Here is a 22,080-nt window from a genome sequence, read left to right as displayed (position 1 = left end):
GTCAAGCCGGGATGACGGCCTGTTGGGGCATGTGCGTATTGAGCAATGAGAACGCCCGGCAATGCCGGGCGTTCTTCGCCGCGGAATCGGACGGAATCAGGCCGCGACCGACGCCGCCGTCTCCCGATACTCCTCGATCTGATCGAAGTTCATGTATCGATAGATTTCCGCACCCTTCTCGTTGATCACGCCGATGTCGGCCATGTACTCGTCCTTGGTCGGGATCCGGCCCAGGCGCGAGCAGATCGCGGCCAGTTCCGCCGAGCCGAGGAACACGTTGGAGTTGCGGCCCAAACGGTTCGGGAAGTTGCGGGTGGAGGTGGAGAACACCGTCGCGCCCTCGCGCACCTGGGCCTGGTTGCCCATGCACAGCGAGCAGCCGGGCATTTCCATGCGTGCGCCTGCCGTGCCGAAGGTGCCGTAGACGCCTTCCTTGGTCAGTTCGCTCGCGTCCATCTTGGTCGGCGGGGCGACCCACAGGCGCGTGGGGATGTCGCGCTTGCCTTCGAGCAGCTTGGCTGCGGCGCGGAAGTGGCCGATGTTGGTCATGCACGAGCCGATGAACACTTCGTCGATCGCGGTGCCGGCGACGTCGGACAGGGTCTTCACGTCGTCGGGGTCGTTCGGGCAGGCGAGCAGCGGTTCGTGCACCTCGGCCAGGTCGATGTCGATGACCGCGGCGTATTCGGCGTCGGCGTCGGGTTCGAGCAGTTGCGGGTCGGCCAGCCAGGCTTCCATCTTGGCGATGCGGCGCGCGAGCGAGCGCGGGTCGGCGTAGCCTTCGGCGATCATCCACTTCAGCAGCGTGATGTTGCTGTTGAGGTATTCGATGATCGGTTCCTTGTTGAGGCGCACGGTGCAGCCGGCGGCGGAGCGCTCGGCCGAGGCGTCGGAGAGTTCGAACGCCTGCTCCACCTTCAGGTCCGGCAGGCCTTCGATCTCGAGGATGCGGCCGGAGAAGATGTTTTTCTTGCCCTGCTTGGCGACCGTCAGCAAGCCCGCCTTGATCGCGTAGTACGGGATCGCGTTGACCAGGTCGCGCAGGGTGACGCCCGGCTGCAGTTCGCCCTTGAAGCGCACCAGCACCGATTCAGGCATGTCGAGCGGCATCACGCCCGTGGCGGCGGCGAAGGCGACGAGGCCGGAGCCGGCCGGGAACGAGATGCCCACCGGGAAGCGCGTGTGCGAGTCGCCGCCGGTGCCGACGGTGTCGGGCAGCAGCATGCGGTTGAGCCAGCTGTGGATCACGCCGTCGCCCGGGCGCAGGGAAATGCCGCCGCGGGTGGAGATGAACTCCGGCAACGTGTGGTGCGTCTTCACGTCCACCGGCTTCGGGTATGCGGCGGTGTGGCAGAACGACTGCATCACCAGGTCGGCGGAGAAGCCGAGGCAGGCAAGGTCCTTCAGCTCGTCGCGCGTCATCGGGCCGGTGGTGTCCTGCGAACCCACCGATGTCATCCGCGGCTCGCAGTAGGTGCCCGGGCGCACGCCCTGCCCTTCCGGCAGGCCGCAGGCGCGACCGACCATCTTCTGCGCCAGCGAGAACCCCTTGCCGCTGTCGGCCGGCTGCTGCGGTTGGCGGAACAGTTCGGTCGCCGGCAGGCCCAGCGATTCGCGCGCCTTCGCGGTCAGGCCGCGGCCGATGATCAGCGGGATGCGGCCGCCGGCGCGTACTTCGTCGAACAGCACGTCGGACTTGACCTGGAACTCGGCGATCACTTCGCCGTTCTTGATCGCCTTGCCGGCGTAGGGCTGCAGTTCGACCACGTCGCCGTGGCCCATCTGCGACACGTCGAGCTCGATCGGCAGCGCGCCGGCGTCCTCCATCGTGTTGTAGAAGATCGGCGCGATCTTGCTGCCGAGGCAGACGCCGCCGAAGCGCTTGTTCGGGATGAAGGGGATGTCCTCGCCGGTCCACCACAGCACGCTGTTGGTCGCGGACTTGCGGCTGGAGCCGGTGCCGACCACGTCGCCGACGTAGGCGACCAGATGCCCCTTGTCCTTGAGCGACAGGATCTCGGCGATCGGGCCTCGCTTGCCGTCGTCCTCCGGCACGAACGGCGCGTCGGGACGCTTGTTCTTGAGCATCGCCAGCGCGTGCATTGGGATGTCCGGGCGGGTGGTCGCATCCGGGGCGGGCGACAGGTCGTCGGTATTGGTCTCGCCCGGCACCTTGAACACGGTGATGGTCATCGACTCCGGCACTTCCGGCTTCGAGGTGAACCATTCGGCGTCGGCCCAGCTCTGCAGCACCGCCTGCGCATTGGCATTGCCGGCCTTGGCCTTCTCCTCGACGTCGTGGAAGGCGTCGAACACCAGCAGCGTGTGCTTCAGGCCCTCGGCGGCGATGGCGCCCAGTTCGGCGCTGTCGAGCAGTTCGACCAGCGGATGGATGTTGTAGCCGCCGAGCATGGTGCCGAGCAGTTCGGTCGCGCGCTGCGCGGTGATGAGCGGCGTCTTCTCGGTGCCGAAGGCGACGGCGGCGAGGTACGAGGCCTTGACCTTGGCGGCGTCGTCGACGCCGGCCGGCACGCGGTTGGTGATCAAGTCGACGAGGAAGTCTTCTTCGCCCGCGGGCGGCTGCTTGATCAGTTCGACCAGCTCCGCGGTCTGCTGCGCGCTCAGCGGCAGCGGCGGGATGCCGAGTGCGGCGCGTTCGTCGACGTGTTGGCGGTAGGCTTGCAACATCGTGAAACTCCAATGGTTTGCGTAGATGGATCGGTAATCCGGGTGATGGGTCCGGGAAGCCACCGGACAACTGTCATTTTGAGCGTAGCGAGAAATCCATACGCTTGATCTTCGGGGATTCCTCGCTACGCCCGGAATGACAGTCCGGACTTGTCCAGTGGTTCCCAGGCTCAGGCTGACGCCTTGGGGACGATGAGCTTCAGGCCCTTGAAGTAGTCGCGGAAAAAACCGTCGTCGCGGGTGATCAAGGCATTGCACTGGAGCATGGCGTGGGCACCGACGAGGAAATCGGGCACGGTGCGCGGCGCTTCTTTGTGACGCGATGATCTGCGCCGCTGGTTGAAGCGTCGCTGCATCTCACCGGCGCGGATTGCCGCCCGGCGATCGACCGGCAGGTAGCGCAGGCCCATGTCCTCGACCACGTCCATGATGTCTGCGCCATGACCCAGGCCTGCAGTGATTTCGCTCACCACCACGTCACAGACCACCACCGGCCCCAGCATCAGGGCGTCGCGGACACAGCCTTCGGCCGCATCGGCCCGTGCGTCCTCGCCGAGCAGGTCGATCAGCACGTTGGTATCGACGGCGATCATTCATCGCCTGCCTGGCCGGCATCCGCAGGATCGCGCCGCACCTCGAAAGGCTCCAGCGGATCACCCGGCGCACGGCCGCGCAGCTCGCGCATGATGTCGTCGGTGGTCACGCCGGGCGGCAACCTGAAACGGCCGCGGGCGCGGGAAACGGCATCATCGACGTTCTTGCGCAGGATGATGCGCCCGCCTTCGAGTTCGACCTTCAGCGTCGTTCCCTTGGTCAACCCGAGCGCGTCGCGCACGGCCTTGGGCAGGGTGATCTGGCCGCGTTCGGCAACGGTGGCTTCCATCGCGTGGACTCCCATGGGTGGAACGGTATGGAAGGATTATACATACTTTCGGATTCATACCGAAGCCCGCATACTGGCCGCGACCCGGCGCCGTTCCCCGTCGCAGGACTGCCACGTCCGGCGGCGTAGACTGGCCCGCAGACCCTGAAGCCCGCAGCCACAGGAGAGCCGCACCATGGCCGATACCTTCTCCACCCGCGCCACCCTCGACGTCGGCGGCAAGGCCTATGCCTACGCCAGTCTTGCGAAGCTGGGCGAACGCTTCGAAATCAAGCACTTGCCCTACTCCATGAAGATCCTGCTGGAGAACCTGCTCCGGCACGAGGACGGCGGCATCACGGTCGGCCCCGAGCACATCGAGGCGGTGGCGAAGTGGAACCCGGCGGCCGAGCCGGACACCGAGATCGCCTTCATGCCCGCGCGCGTGGTGCTGCAGGACTTCACCGGCGTGCCCTGCGTGGTCGATCTGGCCGCCATGCGCGACGCGGTGGTCAAGCTCGGCGGCGACGCCGGCCAGATCAACCCGCTGATCCCGTCGGAGCTGGTGATCGACCACTCGGTGCAGGTGGACGTCTTCGGTCGCGCCGACGCGCTCGACCTCAACGGCAAGATCGAGTTCGAGCGCAACAAGGAGCGCTACGGCTTCCTGCGCTGGGGCCAGAAGGCCTTCGACAACTTCAAGGTGGTGCCGCCCAACACCGGCATCGTCCACCAGGTGAACCTGGAGAACCTCGCCCGAGTGGTGATGAGCAGCGACCGCGACGGCGAGGCCTGGGCCTATCCCGACACCGTCTTCGGCACCGACAGCCACACCACGATGATCAACGGCATCGGCGTGCTCGGCTGGGGCGTGGGCGGGATCGAGGCCGAGGCGGCGATGCTCGGCCAGCCGTCCTCGATGCTGATCCCGCAGGTGGTCGGCTTCAAGCTCACCGGCAGGCTGCCCGAAGGCGCCACCGCCACCGACCTGGTGCTCACCGTCACCCAGATGCTGCGTGCGCACGGCGTGGTCGGGAAGTTCGTCGAGTTCTTCGGCGACGGCCTGCAGCACCTGCCGCTGGCCGACCGCGCCACCATCGGCAACATGTCGCCCGAATACGGCGCCACCTGCGGCATCTTCCCGGTCGACGCCGAGGCGATCCGCTACCTGCGCCTGTCCGGGCGCAGCGAGGCGCAGATCGCGCTGGTCGAGGCGTATGCGAAGGCGCAGGGCCTGTGGCACGAGCCGGGCCAGGCCGAGGCCAGCTACTCGTCCGTGCTCGAACTCGACATGGGAGACGTGAAACCGTCGCTGGCCGGCCCCAGGCGTCCGCAGGACCGCGTGCTGCTGGAGGACATGAAGCAGAATTTCCAGAGCAACGTCGCCGGCCTCGTCGCCAACCGCAGGGTCGGCTGCGCGGTGGAGGAACTGGTGGCCGAGGGCGGCGACCAGCCGCAGGCCGAGCGTCTCGCGGCCAAGCCGGTGTCGACGATCCGCATCGACGACGGCGAGCACCAGCTGTGCGACGGCTCGGTGGTGATCGCGGCCATCACCTCGTGCACCAACACCTCCAACCCGGCGGTGATGCTCGGCGCCGGCCTGCTGGCGCGCAACGCCGCGGCCAGGGGGCTGAAGGCGGCGCCGTGGGTGAAGACCTCGCTCGGGCCGGGTTCGCTGGTGGTCACCGACTACCTGAAGAAGGCCGGCGTGATGGACGACCTGGAGAAGCTCGGCTTCTACGTGGTCGGCTACGGCTGCACCACCTGCATCGGCAACTCCGGCCCGCTGCCGGAGGCGGTGTCGAAGGGCATCGCCGAGAACGACCTCGCGGTGGCCTCGGTGCTCTCGGGCAACCGCAACTTCGAGGGCCGCATCCACGCCGAGGTGAAGATGAACTACCTCGCCTCGCCGCCGCTGGTGGTGGCCTACGCCATCGCCGGCACCGTCGACATCGACCTGACCACCGAGCCGCTCGGCACCGGCAGCGACGGGCAGCCGGTGTACCTGCGCGACATCTGGCCGAGCAACCGGGAAATCGGCGATTTCATCGCCAGGACCATCGGCCCGGAGATGTTCAAGCAGAACTACGCCGACGTGTTCAAGGGCGACACCCGCTGGAACACGATCGAATCACCCGACGGCGACCTCTATGCCTGGGACGACGCCTCCACCTACATCAAGAACCCGCCCTACTTCGACGGCATGACCATGGACGTCGGCGGCATCGACGACATCCAGGGCGCGCGCGTGATGGGCATCTTCGGCGACTCGATCACCACCGACCACATCTCCCCGGCCGGCAGCATCAAGAAGGACTCGCCCGCCGGACGCTTCCTGCAATCGCGGGGCGTGCAGCAGGCCGACTTCAACAGCTACGGCTCGCGCCGCGGCAACGACGACGTGATGGTGCGCGGCACCTTCGCCAACATCCGCATCAAGAACCTGTTCTTCGGCGGCGAGGAAGGCGGCAACACCCTGTACTTCGGCAGCAATCCCCCGGAGAAGATGTCGATCTACGACGCCGCCATGAAGTACCGCGCCGACGGCGTGCCGACCGTGGTCTTCGCCGGCAAGGAATACGGCACCGGCTCCTCGCGCGACTGGGCGGCCAAGGGCACCAACCTGCTCGGCATCAAGGCGGTCGTGGCGGAAAGCTTCGAGCGCATCCACCGCTCCAACCTGGTCGGCATGGGCGTGCTGCCGCTGCAGTTCCGGGCCGGCGAGAACGCGCAGACGCACGGGCTGGACGGCACCGAGATCATCGACGTCACCGGACTCGAGGACGGCGCCGCGCGGACGGCGACGGTGGTCGCCACCCGCGCCGACGGCAGCGCAAAGCGGATCGAGGTCGACGTGCTGCTGCTGACGCCGAAGGAAGTCGAATACTTTCGCCACGGCGGCCTGCTGCACTACGTGCTCCGCCAGCTTGCCGCGCGCAAGTCCGCCTGACGAACGCGGATACGGCGGAAGCCCCGCCCGCTGCCCTTTCGGTCGTCATCCCCCTACCTGCCGTCATCCCCGCGAAAGCGGGGATCCATTTTGCTCTTGCGCAACGCAAAGACGCTGGATCCCCGCTTTCGCGGGGATGACGACAAGGGAATGTCGACAAAGAGGCAGATGAGAAGACGTCCAGAATCCGGGCCGGGCTCCCTTCCCGACGCGATGGGCAGACGCAGCCGACTCCATTCCGACTCAGAGCGCCGGCGCCCAACGCGCACTGGCGAGCTTCCAATCGCCATCGTCCAGCCGCCAGCCGGTCTCCACATCGTAGACCTGCGCCGCATCCGGCAGTGCGCGGCCCGATCCGCCGCGCAGCATCGCCGTGAAACGCACGGTGGCATGCTCGGCCGCCATCTCGACCTCCAGCGGCCCCGTGGTGATGCCGATATCGCGGTGTCGCAGCAGGTACATCGCCGCCAGCCGGCGCGCGCCGTCGCGATCGAGCCCCCCGTTGCCGATGAAATCCTCCGCCAGGTGCTGCTGCATCGCAGCAGCATCCCGCTGTTCGAGCGCCGCCTGCAGGGACGCAACGCTTCCGCGCAGTGCGGTTTCCGGATCGCTGCGCGAACACGCCGCCAGCGCCAGCAGCAGCAACAATATCCAGGGCACCGCCGGCACCGGGCGGACGCGATTTCCCGTCGGTGCCGATGCCCCGGCGGGAATGCCCGCCCCGTTGATCACCATGCGTTTTTCCATGCCCACGTACTGTACGGGAATGCGTCGTTCGCGCGCGTCGCCGGCGCCCCGCCCGCGCCTTGCCAGCCCCGGGGGCCTATGCTCCAATCCATACTGAACGGTATCGCACAGAATGCCGGCCTGACAGCATCATGGAGGGGATCGAATGACGACAGAACGCCCGTGGCTCGCGCAATATCCCGCCGGTGTCCCGGCGGAGATCGACGTCGATGAATTCCCGTCGATTCCCGCAGTGCTCGAGCAGTCGATCCGCCAGTACGGCGACCGGCCGGCGTTCACCAACATGGGCAAGTCGCTCACCTACAGCGAGATCGACCAGCTCAGTCGTCAGTTCGCCGCCTACCTGCTCGGCGAGCTGAAGCTCAAGAAGGGCGATCGCGTCGCGATCATGATGCCCAACTGCCTGCAGTATCCGATCGCGACCTTCGGCGTGCTGCGCGCCGGCCTGACGGTGGTCAACGTCAACCCGATGTACACGCCGCGCGAGCTGAAGCACCAGATGGTCGACTCCGGCGCAAGCGTGATCCTGGTGCTCGACAATTTCGCCAAGACCGTGCAGGACGTCGTGGCCGACACCCCGGTCAGGCAGGTGATCACCACCGGGCTCGGCGACATGCTCGGCTTCCCCAAGGGCGCGATCGTCAACTTCGTGCTGCGCAACGTGAAGAAGATGGTGCCCGACTACGACATCCCGTCGGCGGTGCGCTTCAGGGACACGCTCACGCTCGGCCGCCTGCACGAGCTGCCGGAAATCTCGATCACCCACGACGACATCGCCTTCCTGCAGTACACCGGCGGCACCACCGGCGTGGCCAAGGGCGCGATGCTCACCCACCGCAACCTCGTCGCCAACATGCAGCAGGCCGCGGCCTGGGTCGGCAGTGCGGTAACGCCGGGCAAGGAAGTGATCGTCACCGCACTGCCGCTGTACCACATCTTCGCGTTGACGGCGAACGGGCTGGTCTTCATGAAGTTCGGCGCCAAGAACATCCTGATCACGAACCCGCGCGACATGCCGGCGTTCGTCAAGGAACTGAAGAAGGAGCCGTTCACCGCGATCACCGGCGTCAACACGCTGTTCAACGGACTGCTCAACACGCCCGGCTTCGACCAGATCGACTTTTCCTCGCTGCACACCACCCTGGGCGGCGGCATGGCCGTGCAGCGCGCAGTGGCCGAGCGCTGGAAGCAGGTGACCGGCGTCACCCTGATCGAGGCCTACGGCCTGACCGAAACCTCCCCGGCCGCCTGCATCAACCCGATGGACCTGGCCGAGTACAACGGCGCGATCGGCCTGCCGGTGCCCTCCACCGATGCCTGCGTCAAGGGCGAGGACGGCCGCCAGCTCGCCGGCGGCGAGGTCGGCGAACTGTGCATCAAGGGCCCGCAGGTGATGAAGGGCTACTGGAACCGCCCCGAGGACACCGCCGCCTCGATCGACGCCGACGGCTGGCTGCACACCGGCGACATGGCGAAGATGGACGAGCAGGGATTCTTCTACATCGTCGACCGCAAGAAGGACATGATCCTGGTGTCGGGCTTCAACGTGTATCCGAACGAGATCGAGGACGTCATCGCGATGATGCCCGGCGTGCTGGAAGTCGCGGCAGTCGGCGTCCCGGACGACAAGTCCGGCGAGGCGGTGAAACTGGTCATCGTCAAGAAGGATCCGGGCCTGACCGCGGACCAGGTCAAGGCACACGCCCGGGCCAACCTGACCGGCTACAAGCAGCCCAAACACGTCGAATTCCGTGACGAATTGCCCAAAACGAACGTCGGCAAGATCCTGCGGCGCGAGTTGAGGGACCCCGGACCGGCATAAGCCCGGCGTTCGGAGGAAAGGGACCGGCCGACGGACAGGCCGGCGCCACGGGGTCGAATAACAAATTCTTCATTCGACTTAACGTTGCATAACCCGGGTGTATAGTCGACTGGCCTCGCTTGGCGAGCCAGTCGCTGTGCCCTTCCCTTCCCATCCCTGTGTCCTGCCGGAGTCCGCGCCATGTCCATCATCCAATCCTCGTCCTTCGGTGTCGATTCTTCCCTGGTGCGCCATGTGCGTGAAGAGGAAGCGGGTATCGACTGGTGCTTCATGCACGCCAACCCGACACCGATGTACCACCCCTGCTTTTCCGAGCGCCTGCTCAACGAACTCAAGCGCAGCCAGGAGGGGATCCGCCGGACCCTCGCCGCGGACCGCGACCCCCACGCCGGGATCCACCACCTGGTCCTGGCCTCCGATACCGACGTCTTCAACCTCGGCGGCGACCTCGCCCTGTTCTCGCAGATGATCCGCAACGGCAACCGCGGGCGCCTGCTCGACTACGCCAAGCTCTGCGTCGAGGTGGCCTTCAACTTCTCCCGCCTGTACGAGGATCGTGTGCACAGCATCGCCGTCGTGCAGGGCGACGCGCTCGGCGGCGGCTTCGAATCCGCGCTGTGCTGCAACACGATCATCATGGAGGAAGGCGCCGGAATGGGATTCCCCGAGGTGTTGTTCGATCTGTTCCCGGGCATGGGCGCCTACACCTTCCTCACCCGGCGAGTGCCGCCGGCGAAGGCCGAGCGGATGATGCTCGACGCCAACGTCTACGGCGCCGCCGAGCTGCTCGAAATGGGCGTGGTCGACATGGTGGTGCCCAAGGGCGAAGGCATCAACGCCGCACGCGAACTCATCCGCAAGCACAAGCGCATCGGCAACGCCCTGCGTTCGATGAACAGCGTCCGCCAGGCCTGCAGCCCCGTGAGCCTGGAGGAACTGCTGTCGGTCACCACCCAGTGGGTGGATGCGGCGATGCGCCTGAACGACCGCGGCCTGCGGACGATGGAGCGTCTGGTGCGCGCGCAGCAGAAGCGCGCGGCCAGCAGCTACGGCGAAGACCGCGTCAGCATGGTCGGTTGACCGCCCTGCCCGCGCCCGGCACGGGCCGGCGCGGGCGCTTTCCCCGGCGGAGTCAGGACGCTTCGGGTCCCGCCCCTCCGCCCCGGCCGGTATCGCCGGCCGGCTGGTTGCGCAGGATGCGCTCCACTTCGCGCTTGCTCTGCTGCACGGCCACGTGCAACTGCGTCCCGAGTTCCTCGACGAGCCGGCCGTGGTCGCGCACCAGGAATTCGTCGCTGGCGCGCATGATCTGCTGGCAGCGTTCGGCGATGACCCAGGCGCCGAGGTTCTGGGAAATTCCCTTGAGCGCGTGCGCACCGTCGCGGAAGTCGTTCCAGTCGCGCCGCCGCCCGTCGTCGCCGAGGCGGACCAGGCACGACGCAGCGTCCTTGAGGCACTGGTCGACGAAGGACACGAGGAACTCTTCCCCCAGCCCCATCTCCGCCAGTTCCTCGAGCAGTTCCGAGCGCGGGGCCGACGGCTCGACGAGATCGCCGACCGCCTTGGCTTCCTGCGGATCCACCTGCGCCTTCACCGCATCGGCGATGGTTTCCAGCAGCCGGGCCACCGCCACCGGTTTCGTCAGGAACGCCCGCGCCCCCGCGGCGCGCGCCTGCTCGGCTGCCTGGGGCGTGGCGTCGGCGCTGAGCACGATCACCGGCGTACGCGCGGTGCCCGCCTGCATGTAGCGCAGGTGCTTGATCACGTCGATCCCGCTGACCTGGGGCATGTGCATGTCGAGGATCGCCAGGTCGATGCCGCCGCCCTCGAAGCGGTCAAGCGCCTCGTCGCCGTTGGTGGCGGTCAGCACGGCGTGCCCGGCCTTTTCCAGGATCCTGACCAGGACGCGCCGATTGGCGTGCTGGTCGTCCGCGACCAGGATGCGCAGGTTGCGCACACGCGCGCGATGGCGGACGAACGGGTCGTCGAAGGCGACGACCTTGCCGCCGGCCTGCAAGCCATGCTGTTCCGCGACCTGCTCGACGCGCACCTCGAACGGAATGTCCGCCCAGAAATGACTGCCGCCGCCGGGGTTGTCGTCGAGCCCCAGTTCGCCGCCCATCAGCCGCGCCAGGGTCTGCGCGATCGTGGTGCCGAGGCCGGTGCCGCCGAACCTGCGGCTCGGCCCGGAGTCGACCTGCTCGAACGCCTGGAAGATCCGTTGCTTGTGTTCGTCGGGAATCCCGATCCCTGTGTCGCGGACCGAGAAGCGCAGGCGCGCCCCCGCCGTGCCCTCCTCCAGCAGCGACACCTGCAGCGCCACCGAACCGGTGGACGTGAACTTGATCGCGTTGTGGGTGAGGTTGAGGAGGATCTGGGTCAGGTAGGCGCCATCGCCGTGCAGGCTCGACGGAACCCGCTCGTCGGCGGCGACCGACAGCTTCAGCGACTTCGCATCGGCCTGCGGCTGCAGCATCTGCTGCACGCGCTTGAGCACGTCGGGCAGTTCGAAATCCGCGTCCTTGCGCTTGAGCTTGCCGGCCTCGATCGCCGAGATGTCGAGCACGTCGTCGACCAGGAACAGCAGGGTGTGCGCCGAGGCGTGGATGACCTCCGCGCACTCGCGCTGCTCGGCATTGAGCTTCATGTTCCGCAGCAGCTCGGACATGCCGATGATGCCGTTGAGCGGGGAACGGAACTCGTGGCTCATGCTCGCGAGGAAGCGCGACTTGGCCTCGTTGGCCCGCTTCGCCTCCTCGGTGACGCGATGCAGGTCGCGCAGCAGGGACGACAGGTACAGCGGGATCGCGAACAGACCCAGCAGCAGCCCCCCCGCGAGGAACGGCTGCTGCCACCAGTAGCTCGAGAACGCGACCACCGACAGGAACGCAAGCGAGGCCAGTACCGACGCCGAAATCAGGTAGCGGCTGCCGTAGCGCATGCCGTTGCCGATCGTGACCCACAGGATGATCACGTACAGCGGCGACAGTTCCGCCGGCTTGAGCAGCATGAGGGTCGCGAGCGTCGCGTAGTCGGTGATCATGCCGATCCAGCGGCGGACGTGCGACACGCCCGGCTTCAGCAGGATGGCGACCATGATCGCCGCGGCCACGATCGCCTCGCCCGCCATCACCGCGAGCGTGAGATCGACGTTGGTGCCCTGCTCGCCGATCTTCAGCCAACCGAGGTAGGACAGGAGCAGGGAGGCGATCACGAGCCGCACGATCGCCTGCGCGTGCTCGCTGTCCGGGCGGCCGCTCAACCGGCCCCGGACCGCATCGATCAATGCCCGCGGGCTATCCACCCGACGCCGCCTTGGGCGGTGGCGCGGCGAACCGCTGGCAGATGTCGTCGATCCGGCCGCGGTCCTTGAGCAGGGCGTCGACGCAGGCCGGGTCGAACAGCTTGCCCGACTGCTCCTCGATGTACTGCAGGGCCTCGTCGATGGTCCAGGCGCGCTTGTACGGGCGCTTGGACACCAGCGCGTCGAACACGTCGGCGACCGCGACGATGCGCGCCTCGAGCGGGATCTGGTCCCCCGCGAGCCCGTCGGGATAGCCGCTGCCGTCGTAGCGCTCCTGGTGGCGCAGCGCGATGGTGGCGCTCATCTGGATGAAGCGGTTCTGGCTGCCGGTCAGCAGTTCGTGGCCGATCCGCGGATGCTGGCGCATCTGCGCCATCTCGGCCTCGTCCAGCGGGCCGGGCTTGAGCAGCAGCGCGTCGGGGATCGCGATCTTGCCGATGTCGTGCAGCGGCGCGGCCAGCTCGATCATCCGCACCTCGTCCTCGAACAGGCCCAGGTGTTCGGCGACCATGCCCGCGATCGCCGCGAGGCGCGCCAGGTTGGCGCTGGTGCCGGCGTCGCGGTACTCGATCGCGCGGGCGAGCCGGTGCAGGGTCTCGCGCTCGCGCTCCTCGACCTCGTGCATGCTCGAGAGCAGGCGCTGCTCCAGCGACAGCGCGCGCTGCTTGATCGATTCGGACTGCTGGCGCAGTTGCAGCAGGTTGCGGCAGCGCGCGCGCAGTTCGCGCGGGCGCACCGGCTTGACCAGGAAATCGATGACGCCGGCGTCGAGCGCGGCCTGCCGGATCGGCTCGTCGCCGACCACGGTGACCAGCACGATCGGCACGTCGCGGTGCAGCAGCGGCTTGCGGAAGCGGCGGGCGAACTCCAGTCCGTCGATGACCGGCATGCGGTAGTCAAGCAGCAGCAGGTCGGGCCGGTTCTCCTCGCACCAGCGCAGCGCGAGCTGGGGATCGCCGAAGTCGAGCACGTCCAGCTCGGGACTGATGTCCTCGAGGATGTGCCGCAGCATGGTGCGTGCGGAGGTCTGGTCGTCGACGATGACGATGTTCATCTGGTCTGCAGTTCCCGGGAGGCGACCCGTCCCGCGGTCCGGGGCGGGAGCGTCGCCAGATGAGGTATTCGGAAGCAAGTCCTGTGCCCGCATCGGTTCCGTCCAGAAATGAGACCCAGCTCAATGAATCAACGAAGAGCCGGGCGTCCATGGGTCAACAATTGACCGAATGATGCCCTAAAAATTCACATTGCGCTGACAGCCGGGCAGGAGCCGCCGGCCCGCCGCGAGCGCCACGGCCGGCTTATCCGCCGGCTTCCGGACGCATGTACGGGAACAGCAGCACGTCGCGGATCGAGGCCGAATCCGTGAACAGCATCACCAGCCGGTCGATGCCGACGCCCAGGCCGCCCGTGGGCGGCAGGCCGACCTCCAGCGCGCGGATGTAGTCGGCGTCGTAGTGCATGGCCTCGTCGTCGCCGCCGTCCTTGGCCTCGACCTGGGCGCGGAAGCGCGCGGCCTGGTCCTCCGGGTCGTTCAGCTCGGAGAAGCCGTTGGCGATCTCCTTGCCGCCGATGAACAGCTCGAAGCGGTCGGTGATGCCCGGCTCGCGGTCGGACTCGCGCGCCAGCGGCGAGACCTCGACCGGGTAGTGGGTGATGAAGGTCGGCTGGATGAGCCCCTGCTCCACCGTCTTCTCGAAGATCTCCAGCAGCAGCTTGCCCCAGCCGTAACCCGGCTTGACCGGGATCTTCAGCGCGGCGCAGTGGCGCGCCAGCGCCTCGCGGTCGCGGCAGTCGGCTTCGCTGATGTGCGGGTTGAGCTCGCGCACGGCTTCCTCCAGCTTCCAGCGGCGGAAGGCGGGACCGACGTCGATGGCGTTGCCTTCCCACTGCAGCGCGGTGGTGCCAAGCGTGTCCATCGCCACGTCGCGGATCAGCGATTCGGTCAGGTCCATGACCTCCTCGTAGGCGACGTAGGCCTCGTACAGCTCCAGCATCGTGAACTCGGGGTTGTGCCGGGTGCTGACGCCTTCGTTGCGGAAGTTGCGGTTGATCTCGTAGACGCGCTCGAAGCCGCCGACGACCAGGCGCTTGAGGTAGAGCTCGGGGGCGACGCGCAGGTACAGGTCGAGGTCGAGCGCGTTGTGGTGGGTGGTGAACGGACGCGCGGTGGCGCCGCCGGCGATGTAGTGCATCATCGGCGTCTCCACTTCGAGGAAGCGGCGCGCGTCGAGCCAGCGGCGGATCGCGGCGATGATCCGCGAACGCTTGACGAAGACCTCGCGCGCCTCGGGCGTCACCACCAGGTCGACGTAGCGCTGGCGGTAGCGCTGCTCGACGTCGGACAGGCCGTGCCACTTGTCCGGCAGCGGGCGCAGCGACTTGGTCAGCAGGCGCAGGGTTTCGGCCTTGACCGACAGCTCGCCGGTCTTGGTGCGCATCAGCGTGCCCTCGACCGCGACGATGTCGCCCACGTCCCAGCCCTTGAACGCGTCGTAGGTGCCGCCCAGCGTCGCCGACTGCAGGAACAGCTGGATGCGGCCGCTGACGTCCTGGACCTGCGCGAACGCGGCCTTGCCCATCACCCGCTTGGCGAGCATGCGCCCGGCGAGCGTGACCCGGCGGCCGGTCGATTCCAGCGCCTCGCCGGTCCAGCGCTCGGCGTCGGCGTACTCGGCCTGCAGGTCGGCCGCGTAGTCGCTGCGCCTGAAATCGTTGGGAAAGGCAATGCCCTGCCCGCGCAGCGCCGACAGTTTCCCGCGCCGCTCGGCGATCAGGACGTTCTCGTCGGCGGGGGCGTTCTGCGGCTGGGTCGGGTCGGTCATGTCGGGAATCGGGAATCGGGAATCGGGAATCGGGAATCGGGAATCGGGAATCGGGACAGCCTAAATGTTTGTCATCCCGAGCGCAGCGAGGGATCTGCTTTCAGTTGCATCGATGCAGGCCGAAGCGAGATCCCTCCCCCGGATCAAGTCCGGGGTCGGGATGACAATTCAAACGGCGTCGGAACGTTTGGAACCCGCCTCAAGGCCGGCCTTCAGGCTGCCCTCGACGAATTCGTCGAGGTCGCCGTCGAGCACCTTCTGCGTGTCGCTGCGCTCGATGCCCGTGCGCAGGTCCTTGATCCGGCTCTGGTCGAGCACGTAGTTGCGGATCTGGCTGCCCCAGCCGATGTCGGACTTGGTGGCTTCCACCGCATCGCGCTCGGCGTTGCGCTTCTGGATCTCCATCTCGTACAGCTTCGCGGCCAGCATCTTCATCGCGCGGTCGCGGTTGGCGTGCTGGCTGCGCTCGGTCTGGCAGGCCACCACGATTCCGCTCGGCACGTGGGTGATGCGGACCGCGGACTCGGTCTTGTTGACGTGCTGGCCGCCGGCGCCGGACGAACGGTAGACGTCGGTCTTGAGGTCGGCCGGGTTGATCTCGATGTCGATGTTGTCGTCGACTTCCGGCGACACGAACACCGAGGTGAAGCTGGTGTGGCGTCGGTTGTCGGAATCGAACGGCGACTTGCGCACGAGCCGGTGCACGCCGGTCTCGGTCTTGAGCCAGCCGTAGGCGAACTCGCCCTCCACGCGGAAGGTCGCCGACTTGATGCCCGCCACCTCGCCGCCGCTGACTTCCAGCAGTTCGGTCTTCCAGCCGCGCGACTCGGCCCAGCGCAGGTACATGCGCAGCAGCATCTCGGCCCAGTCCTGCGCCTCGGTGCCGCCGGCGCCGGCCTGGATGTCGACGAAGGCGTTGGTGCCGTCCATCTCGCCGGAGAACATGCGCTGGAATTCCAGCTTGTCGACTTCGCCGGCATGGCGCTCGACGTCGTCGACCACGGCCTGCGCGGTCTCTTCGTCGTCCTCGGCCTCGGCCAGTTCCAGCAGTTCGCCGGCGCCAGACAGGCCCTCGGTCAGGTTGCGGATGCCGTTGACGGTCTTGTCGAGCATCGAACGCTCCCGGCCCAGCGCCTGGGCGCGTTCGGGATCGTTCCAGATGTCGGGGTTCTCGAGCTCGCGCTCTACTTCTTCGAGCCGCTCGCGCCTGGCATCGTAGTCAAAGAAACCCCCTCAGCGCATCCAGCCGGCCGGTCAGGTCGGCGATGCGCTGGCGCACGGGATTGAGTTCGATCATGTGGGGAACACCGGGCAAAAAACAGCCGGTGATTCTAGCAATTGCCGGCCGCCGGCGTGCAGGCGCGATTTCAATCGCGACGGCCTGCGCCCCGACGCGTCGCAGGGCACCTGCGCGACCGGGGTCGCTCCCCTGCAGCTGCTTCAGGACTCGCCCAGGCGATCGCGCAGTTCGCCGCGGTAGCGGCGGCTGCAGGGCAGCGCGGTGCCGTCCTTCAGGTGCACGCGCGCATCGCCGGTGTCCAGCGGCTCGATCGAGGCCAGGTGGTCGAGGTTGGCGATATAGCTGCGGTGGATGCGCAGGAATCGGGCCGGGTCGAGCCGGGCCTCGATCCCGGCAATCGTGCTGCGCAGCGGATAGTCGTGGCCGCGCACGCGCAGGTTGACGTAGTTGCCCGAGGCCTGCAGCCATTCGATGTCGTTGGCCGCGACCAGGAACTCACGGCCGAGCTTGCGCACGAGGAACCGGTCCGGCCGGTCCACCGCTTCCACCGGCGGCCCGTCGTCGGGCGCGGCCAGGAAGCTGGCCTCGCCCTGCAGGCGGCGCAGCAGCAGGCGGTAGACCTCGATGATCACGACGAAGCCGAGGTAGGTGCGCACGTCCTTGAGGTATTCGTAGCCCAGCTCGCGCGGCCAGGGCCCGAAGTCGTAGTCCGCTCCCTGCCAGCGATACGCCAGGACGCGCAGGCCAACCATGCCCGACACGTGGACCAGCGAAACCGCCACGCTCGCGACCAGGTGCAGCGGCAGGCGCCGGCGCCAGTTGTCCCAGTGCGTGGGCCAGCGCCAGGTGAGCACGGCGACCAGGGGAATGATCACGGTCCACAGCAGCGCGCTGCTCCCCTCCCAGACCGCCGGCTCCCACATCGGCACCCGGCCCGGCTCGGAGCGGTTGAGGTCGATCCAGGTGGTGACGGTGTTGCCTACGGCGTTGACGACGAGGACCGCGGCGAAGAAGCCGATCTCCACCCAGCGCCGCCAGGGGCGATAGCGTTCGTAGGCGGTTCGCACGCTGGGTTGCATGCGCGCATTCTACGGACGGGGACCGGATCGACGCCCCCGGTTCGTCCCGCGGGTCCGCGGTTCGTCCCCGGGACCGGTCGTACGATCACTTCGGGCTTGGCGCCGAGGCCGCCGCGCGGATCCTCCTCCCCGTCCACCCGAACCGGAACCTCCGCCATGCAACGCCGTTTCGACCTCGACTGGGTCCGCGTCCTCGCCTTCATGCTGCTGGTGCTCTATCACGTCGGCATGTACTACGTGACCTGGGAGTGGCACGTGAACAGCCCCTACGCCGGACCGGCGCTGCAGCCGTTCATGATGCTGACCTCGCCGTGGCGGCTGTCGCTGCTGTTCCTGGTGTCGGGCGCGGCGACCGCGTTCCTGCTGGGCAAGGCCCGGCGCGAGGCCGAGGCCCGTGGCAGTACGCCACGGTTCCTCGGCGCGAGGTCCTGGCGGCTGCTGGTTCCGCTGGTCTTCGGCATGCTCGTGGTGGTGGTGCCGCAGGCGTACTACGAGGTCGTCGAGAAGCTGCCGGGCGGCTACCACGACGGCTACCTCGCGTTCTGGGGACGCTACCTCGCCAACGACGACGGCTTCTGCCGCGGCGACGACTGCCTCGACGTGCCGACCTGGAACCACCTTTGGTTCGTCGCCTACCTGTGGGTCTACACCGTCGCGCTGTGGCTGCTGCTGAAGCTTGCGCCGCGGCGGCTGGAGGCCTTCGCCGCCAGCCTCGCCAGCGCCCTGACCTCGACCGGCGGCCTCCTGCTGTGGCCGATCCTGTTCTTCGCCGTCGCCCGGATCGCGCTGATCGGCATCTTCGACTCGACGCATGCGCTGGTCGACGACTGGTACAACCACGTCCAGTACTTCGGCATCTTCCTGCTCGGCTTCCTCGTCGCGCGCTCAAGCGCGGTCTGGGAGGCGATCCAGCGCGCGCGCTGGCCGGCGCTGGCGCTGTGGCTGGGCAGCTGGCTCGCGATCGTCGCCTACTTCGGCTACTTCACCGATATCGCCCCGCCGCAGGGACTGCGGCTGGCGATGCGCGGCGCCTGGGGCCTGAACCAGTGGTGCGCGATCGTGGCCATCCTCGGCTTCGCCCGGCAGTGGGCGCCCGGCGACAGCCCTGCCCTGCGCTACCTGTCGCAGGCGATCTTCCCGGTCTACATCCTGCACCAGACGATCACCGTGGTGCTGGCGCACAACCTCAAGCCGTTCGACCTGCCGCCGCTGCTGGAGGGGCCGCTGCTGGTGGTGCTGACCTTCGGCCTGTGCTTCGCCGGCTACGAGCTCATCCGCCGCATTCCGCCGCTGCGGCCGCTGTTCGGGCTCAGGTTCCGGGAACGTGCGCCGGCTGCCGTGCCACAGGTGGCCTGACTGACTGCGGCTGCTCTTACCTCTGCCCCGTTCCTACAGGAGCGGGCCAGGATCGAGGGCCGGCGCGAGATGCTCGACGATCAGCTGGATCGCCTGCCCGCCGCGGTAGTGGTCCGGTGCCAGCCGGTAGGCGAGACGGCAGCGCGCGGCGGGGCGCTCGCCGGTCCAGCCGCCGAAGTGGATCGCATTGATCGGCGTCGCGATGCCCTCGCCGCGCAGCACCAGCTTGAGGTGGCGCTCGCCGACGACGCGCCAGTCGGCCACGTCGAACACGCCGTCGAACAGCGGCTCGGGGAACCCTTGTCCCCACGGGCCGCCGTCGCGGAGCGCGTCGGCGTGGAAGCGGTCGAACTCGGCCGGCGACAGTTCGCCGTCGGTCACCAGTTCGGACTGCAGCAGCGCCGGATCGAGCATGTTGCGGACCGCTTCGGCGAACGCTTGCTCGAACGCGGCGAACCGCTCGCGCCGCAGGCTCAGCCCCGCCGCCATCGCGTGCCCGCCGAAGCGTTCGACCAGCCCCGGATGCCGGGCATCGACGGCCGCCAGCGCGTCGCGGACGTGCAGCCCGGGGATCGAGCGCGCGGATCCGCGCAGCTGCTCGCTGCCCGGCTCGGCCGGCGCAAACGCGACCACCGGCCGGTGCAGGCGCTCCTTGAGCTTCGAGGCGACCAGCCCGACCACGCCCGGATGCCATTCGGGATCGAACAGGCACACCGCCATCGCCGGCGCGCCCGTGCCGGGCGCCGGCACGGCGGCCAGCGCGGCTTCGGCCTCGTCGACCATCACCTGCTGCACGCCGCGACGTTCGGCGTTGATCCGGTGCAACTGCGCGGCCAGTTCGCCGGCATGCCCCGGATCGTCGGTGAGCAGGCACTCGATCCCGAGCGACATGTCCTCGAGCCGACCGGCCGCATTGAGTCGCGGCGCGACCGCGAAGCCGATGTCGGCCGCGGTCAGCGCCCCGGCCTTGCGGCCGGAGACTTCGATCAGCGCCTGCAGCCCGGCACAGCCCTGCCCGGCGCGCAGCCGCCGCAGGCCGGCGGACACCAGCGCGCGGTTGGTCGCGTCCAGCGGCACGAGGTCGGCGACGGTGCCGACCGCGACGAGATCGAGCAGCGTGGACAGATCGGGAACCGCACCTGCGAACGCGCCGGCCTCGCGCAGGTGGCGGCGCAGCGCCAGCAGCACGTAGAACAGCACGCCCACGCCGGCCAGCGCCTTGCAGGGAAAGCCGTCACCGCGCAGGTTGGGATTGACGATGGCATCGGCCGGCGGCAGCGCATCGCCCGGCAGGTGGTGGTCGGTCACCAGCACCTTCCAGCCGAGCACCTTCGCCGCGCCCACCCCCGCATGACAGGCCACCCCATGATCCACGGTCACCAATAGCTCGGGCTTCAGCCCGACAAGCTCCCCCACCAGCCCTGGCGACAACCCATACCCGTGCACCATGCGATTGGGCACCGCATGCACCACCTCGCGCGCGCCGAGCATGCGCAGCCCGCGCACGGCGAGCGCGCAGGCGGTGGCGCCATCGGCATCGAAATCGCCGACGACGAGGATGCGTGCATCGCGCGCGATCGCGTCGGACAGCAGCGCCACCGCGACGTCGAGCCCGCCCAGGGCATCCGGCGACGGCAGCTGCGCCAGCTTCGGCTGCGCCAGTACGGGATCGTCGGCGCCTCGCGCCGCGTAGATGCGCCGCAGCAGCGGCGGCACGCTGTCGGGCCACTCGCCGCGCACGTCCACGCTGCGGCGCCGGATCCGCGGCGCGGTCAAACCCCGAAGCCCGTCCGCGGACGACGCCAGAAGCGCCAGCGCTGTCCCCGCGCGAGGTCGAACGCCGCACCGTCCTCGGTGTCGATCCGCAGCACCCGGAGTTCGCCGCGCCGCAGCGCCGCCAGCGCCGGCTGCAGCCAGGCCTGTTCAAGCGCGGACAGGTCGCGCGCGCCGGTCAGGTCGAACACCGCGTCATCCTCGATCGGCTCGAACCGCGCCGGTAGCGGCCGGCGGATGCCGGCGGCCGCGGCGATCGCGGCGGCCGTGTCGTCGCCGCTGCAGAACGCCGCATGCGGCGAGCGCACGTGGTCCGGCAGCACGCCCGCGCCCCAGAACCACAGCGAGTTCACCGGCGTCCTGCCCGACTCCGCGCGCCGCGCATTCCAGGGATGGTTGTGCAGGACCACCTGCGCCTCGCTGAGCAGGCTGCGCCAGCGGCGGCCCTCGCTGCCCTCGGCCAGGTGGTCGAACAGGTCGGTGCCGAGCGCGTCGTCGGGCTCGGTGAACGCCGGGACCTTCGCCTCGCGCGGCAGCCGCAGGTACCAGCGCGCCGCCACCGGCGCGTCGATCGGGAAGCCCGCGTCGCCGAACAGCGGCCTGAGCGCGGGCAGCAGCTGCGCGGCATCCTCCGCGGTCAGCCCCAGCGTCTCGCCGAGGCCGAGCAGGCGCGCGCCGTTGATGTCGGGCTGCACCCGGCAGGGATCGGCGCGCAGCCAGGCCGCGCCGGCGGCATCGCCGGCGTCGAGCTGGCGCGTCAGCGCCGCGATCGGCCAATGGTTCGGAATCGGCTGCAGGTGCCGGAGCAACTGCGCGCGCCGCCCGTCGCCAAGGCCACCGGACGCATCCGCACGTCCAAGCGCCTGCGCCGCGGTCGCGGACAGCGCCTGCGCGCCGAAGCGGCGCGCGGCGGGCAACAGCAGCGTGGCCGAAGCGCCCGCCATCGGCCGGTCAGGCGCCGTAGCTGACGCTGACGATCTCGTACTCGCGCTCGCCGGCCGGGGCCGCGATGGTCACGCTGTCGCCCTCGTGCTTGCCGATCAGCGCGCGCGCCACCGGCGAGGAGATCGCGATCAGGCCCAGCTTGATGTCGGCCTCGAGGTCGCCGACGATCTGGTAGCGCTTCTCTTCGTCGGTCTCGACGTCGGCGATCGTCACCGTGGCGCCGAACACCACCTTGTCGCCGGCGTTCAACTTGGCGACGTCGATGATGTCGGCGTGCGACAGCTCGCCCTCGAGCTGCTTGATGCGGCCCTCGATGAAGCCCTGCTGCTCGCGCGCTGCGTGGTACTCGGCGTTTTCCTTGAGGTCGCCGTGCGCGCGCGCCTCGGCGATGGCGTTGATCACCGCCGGCCGCTTGACCGACTTGAGTTCCTCGAGTTCGGCGCGCAGCCGCTGCGCGCCGGCCATGGTCATGGGTGCTCTCATGCGGGTCTC

16 protein-coding genes are annotated in these 22,080 nt (G+C 68.5%); 4 read left to right on the top strand and 12 right to left on the bottom strand.

Translation table 11 applies throughout. From position 1 onward, the window contains the following. Positions 1 to 96 precede the first annotated feature (96 nt). The 3 genes from acnB to FQY83_RS02390 all read right to left on the bottom strand — a co-directional run bounded on the left by acnB (position 97) and on the right by FQY83_RS02390 (position 3,571). Positions 97 to 2,688, bottom strand: a complete 2,592-nt coding sequence (gene acnB, locus FQY83_RS02400; protein ID WP_146384679.1) for a bifunctional aconitate hydratase 2/2-methylisocitrate dehydratase — start codon at positions 2,686 to 2,688, stop codon at positions 97 to 99. A gap of 170 nt (positions 2,689 to 2,858) precedes the next feature. Next, positions 2,859 to 3,281 (bottom strand): type II toxin-antitoxin system VapC family toxin, encoded by a 423-nt coding sequence (locus tag FQY83_RS02395; protein ID WP_146384677.1) that lies wholly within the window; start codon positions 3,279 to 3,281, stop codon positions 2,859 to 2,861. Then, complete coding sequence (locus FQY83_RS02390) at positions 3,278 to 3,571, bottom strand: AbrB/MazE/SpoVT family DNA-binding domain-containing protein (RefSeq protein ID WP_146384675.1); 294 nt, start codon at positions 3,569 to 3,571, stop codon at positions 3,278 to 3,280. The genes FQY83_RS02395 and FQY83_RS02390 overlap by 4 nt, the downstream gene beginning before the upstream one ends. A gap of 175 nt (positions 3,572 to 3,746) precedes the next feature. On the opposite strand from FQY83_RS02390, the gene acnA reads away from it, so the two are divergent. Continuing rightward, positions 3,747 to 6,500, top strand: coding sequence for an aconitate hydratase AcnA (gene acnA, locus FQY83_RS02385; RefSeq protein WP_146384673.1), 2,754 nt, complete (start codon positions 3,747 to 3,749; stop codon positions 6,498 to 6,500). A 243-nt stretch (positions 6,501 to 6,743) separates the two neighbouring features. Here the strand turns inward: acnA and FQY83_RS02380 are convergent, their stop codons facing one another. Beyond that, positions 6,744 to 7,247 carry a nuclear transport factor 2 family protein gene (locus tag FQY83_RS02380; RefSeq protein ID WP_238333372.1) on the bottom strand — a complete coding sequence of 168 codons (504 nt, stop codon included), beginning with the start codon at positions 7,245 to 7,247 and terminating at the stop codon, positions 6,744 to 6,746. 145 nt (positions 7,248 to 7,392) lie between these two features. Here FQY83_RS02380 and FQY83_RS02375 point away from each other — a divergent pair, with 145 nt between their 5' ends. Beyond that, positions 7,393 to 9,069: a long-chain fatty acid--CoA ligase gene (locus tag FQY83_RS02375; protein WP_146384671.1), complete on the top strand. Its 1,677-nt coding sequence runs from the start codon at positions 7,393 to 7,395 to the stop codon at positions 9,067 to 9,069. A 180-nt stretch (positions 9,070 to 9,249) separates the two neighbouring features. Then, positions 9,250 to 10,149: a crotonase/enoyl-CoA hydratase family protein gene (locus FQY83_RS02370; protein WP_146384669.1), complete on the top strand. Its 900-nt coding sequence runs from the start codon at positions 9,250 to 9,252 to the stop codon at positions 10,147 to 10,149. 52 nt (positions 10,150 to 10,201) lie between these two features. Here the strand turns inward: FQY83_RS02370 and FQY83_RS02365 are convergent, their stop codons facing one another. The 5 genes from FQY83_RS02365 to FQY83_RS02345 form a co-directional block, all read right to left on the bottom strand. Beyond that, positions 10,202 to 12,331, bottom strand: a complete 2,130-nt coding sequence (locus tag FQY83_RS02365) for a response regulator (protein WP_146384667.1) — start codon at positions 12,329 to 12,331, stop codon at positions 10,202 to 10,204. Positions 12,332 to 12,365: 34 nt separating this feature from the next. Continuing rightward, a complete protein-coding gene (locus tag FQY83_RS02360; protein ID WP_146384665.1) occupies positions 12,366 to 13,427 on the bottom strand; it encodes a response regulator in 1,062 nt (353 codons plus the stop codon). A 244-nt stretch (positions 13,428 to 13,671) separates the two neighbouring features. Beyond that, entirely contained in the window at positions 13,672 to 15,195 is a 1,524-nt protein-coding gene (lysS, locus tag FQY83_RS02355; RefSeq protein WP_146384663.1) for a lysine--tRNA ligase, read from the bottom strand. Between the two features lie 168 nt (positions 15,196 to 15,363). Next, positions 15,364 to 16,492 (bottom strand): peptide chain release factor 2 gene (gene prfB / locus FQY83_RS02350; RefSeq protein WP_146384661.1). Its coding sequence is split into 2 segments (ribosomal slippage): positions 15,364 to 16,416 and positions 16,418 to 16,492, totalling 1,128 coding nucleotides; the frame shifts between segments, so codons are not numbered across the junction. A gap of 143 nt (positions 16,493 to 16,635) precedes the next feature. Further along, positions 16,636 to 17,514: a LytTR family DNA-binding domain-containing protein gene (locus tag FQY83_RS02345; protein WP_146384659.1), complete on the bottom strand. Its 879-nt coding sequence runs from the start codon at positions 17,512 to 17,514 to the stop codon at positions 16,636 to 16,638. Between the two features lie 156 nt (positions 17,515 to 17,670). On the opposite strand from FQY83_RS02345, the gene FQY83_RS02340 reads away from it, so the two are divergent. Next, a complete protein-coding gene (locus tag FQY83_RS02340) occupies positions 17,671 to 18,870 on the top strand; it encodes an acyltransferase family protein (RefSeq protein ID WP_146384657.1) in 1,200 nt (399 codons plus the stop codon). 33 nt (positions 18,871 to 18,903) lie between these two features. Here FQY83_RS02340 and recJ read toward each other — a convergent pair whose 3' ends face one another. From recJ to greA, 3 genes are read right to left on the bottom strand one after another with little or no spacing between them, the layout of a single operon-like run. After that, complete coding sequence (gene recJ / locus FQY83_RS02335) at positions 18,904 to 20,646, bottom strand: single-stranded-DNA-specific exonuclease RecJ (RefSeq protein ID WP_238333371.1); 1,743 nt, start codon at positions 20,644 to 20,646, stop codon at positions 18,904 to 18,906. After that, entirely contained in the window at positions 20,643 to 21,587 is a 945-nt protein-coding gene (locus FQY83_RS02330; protein WP_146384653.1) for a phosphoglycerate mutase, read from the bottom strand. Before FQY83_RS02330 ends, recJ begins: the two co-directional genes overlap by 4 nt. Positions 21,588 to 21,594: 7 nt before the next feature. Next, complete coding sequence (gene greA, locus FQY83_RS02325) at positions 21,595 to 22,059, bottom strand: transcription elongation factor GreA (RefSeq protein WP_192906666.1); 465 nt, start codon at positions 22,057 to 22,059, stop codon at positions 21,595 to 21,597. Positions 22,060 to 22,080: the final 21 nt, after the last annotated feature.

This window comes from Luteimonas marina (assembly GCF_007859325.1).
GTDB lineage: Bacteria > Pseudomonadota > Gammaproteobacteria > Xanthomonadales > Xanthomonadaceae > Luteimonas > Luteimonas marina.
The sequence above is the reverse complement of the archived record's forward strand: the minus strand, read 5'-3'. Positions and strand labels throughout refer to the sequence as shown.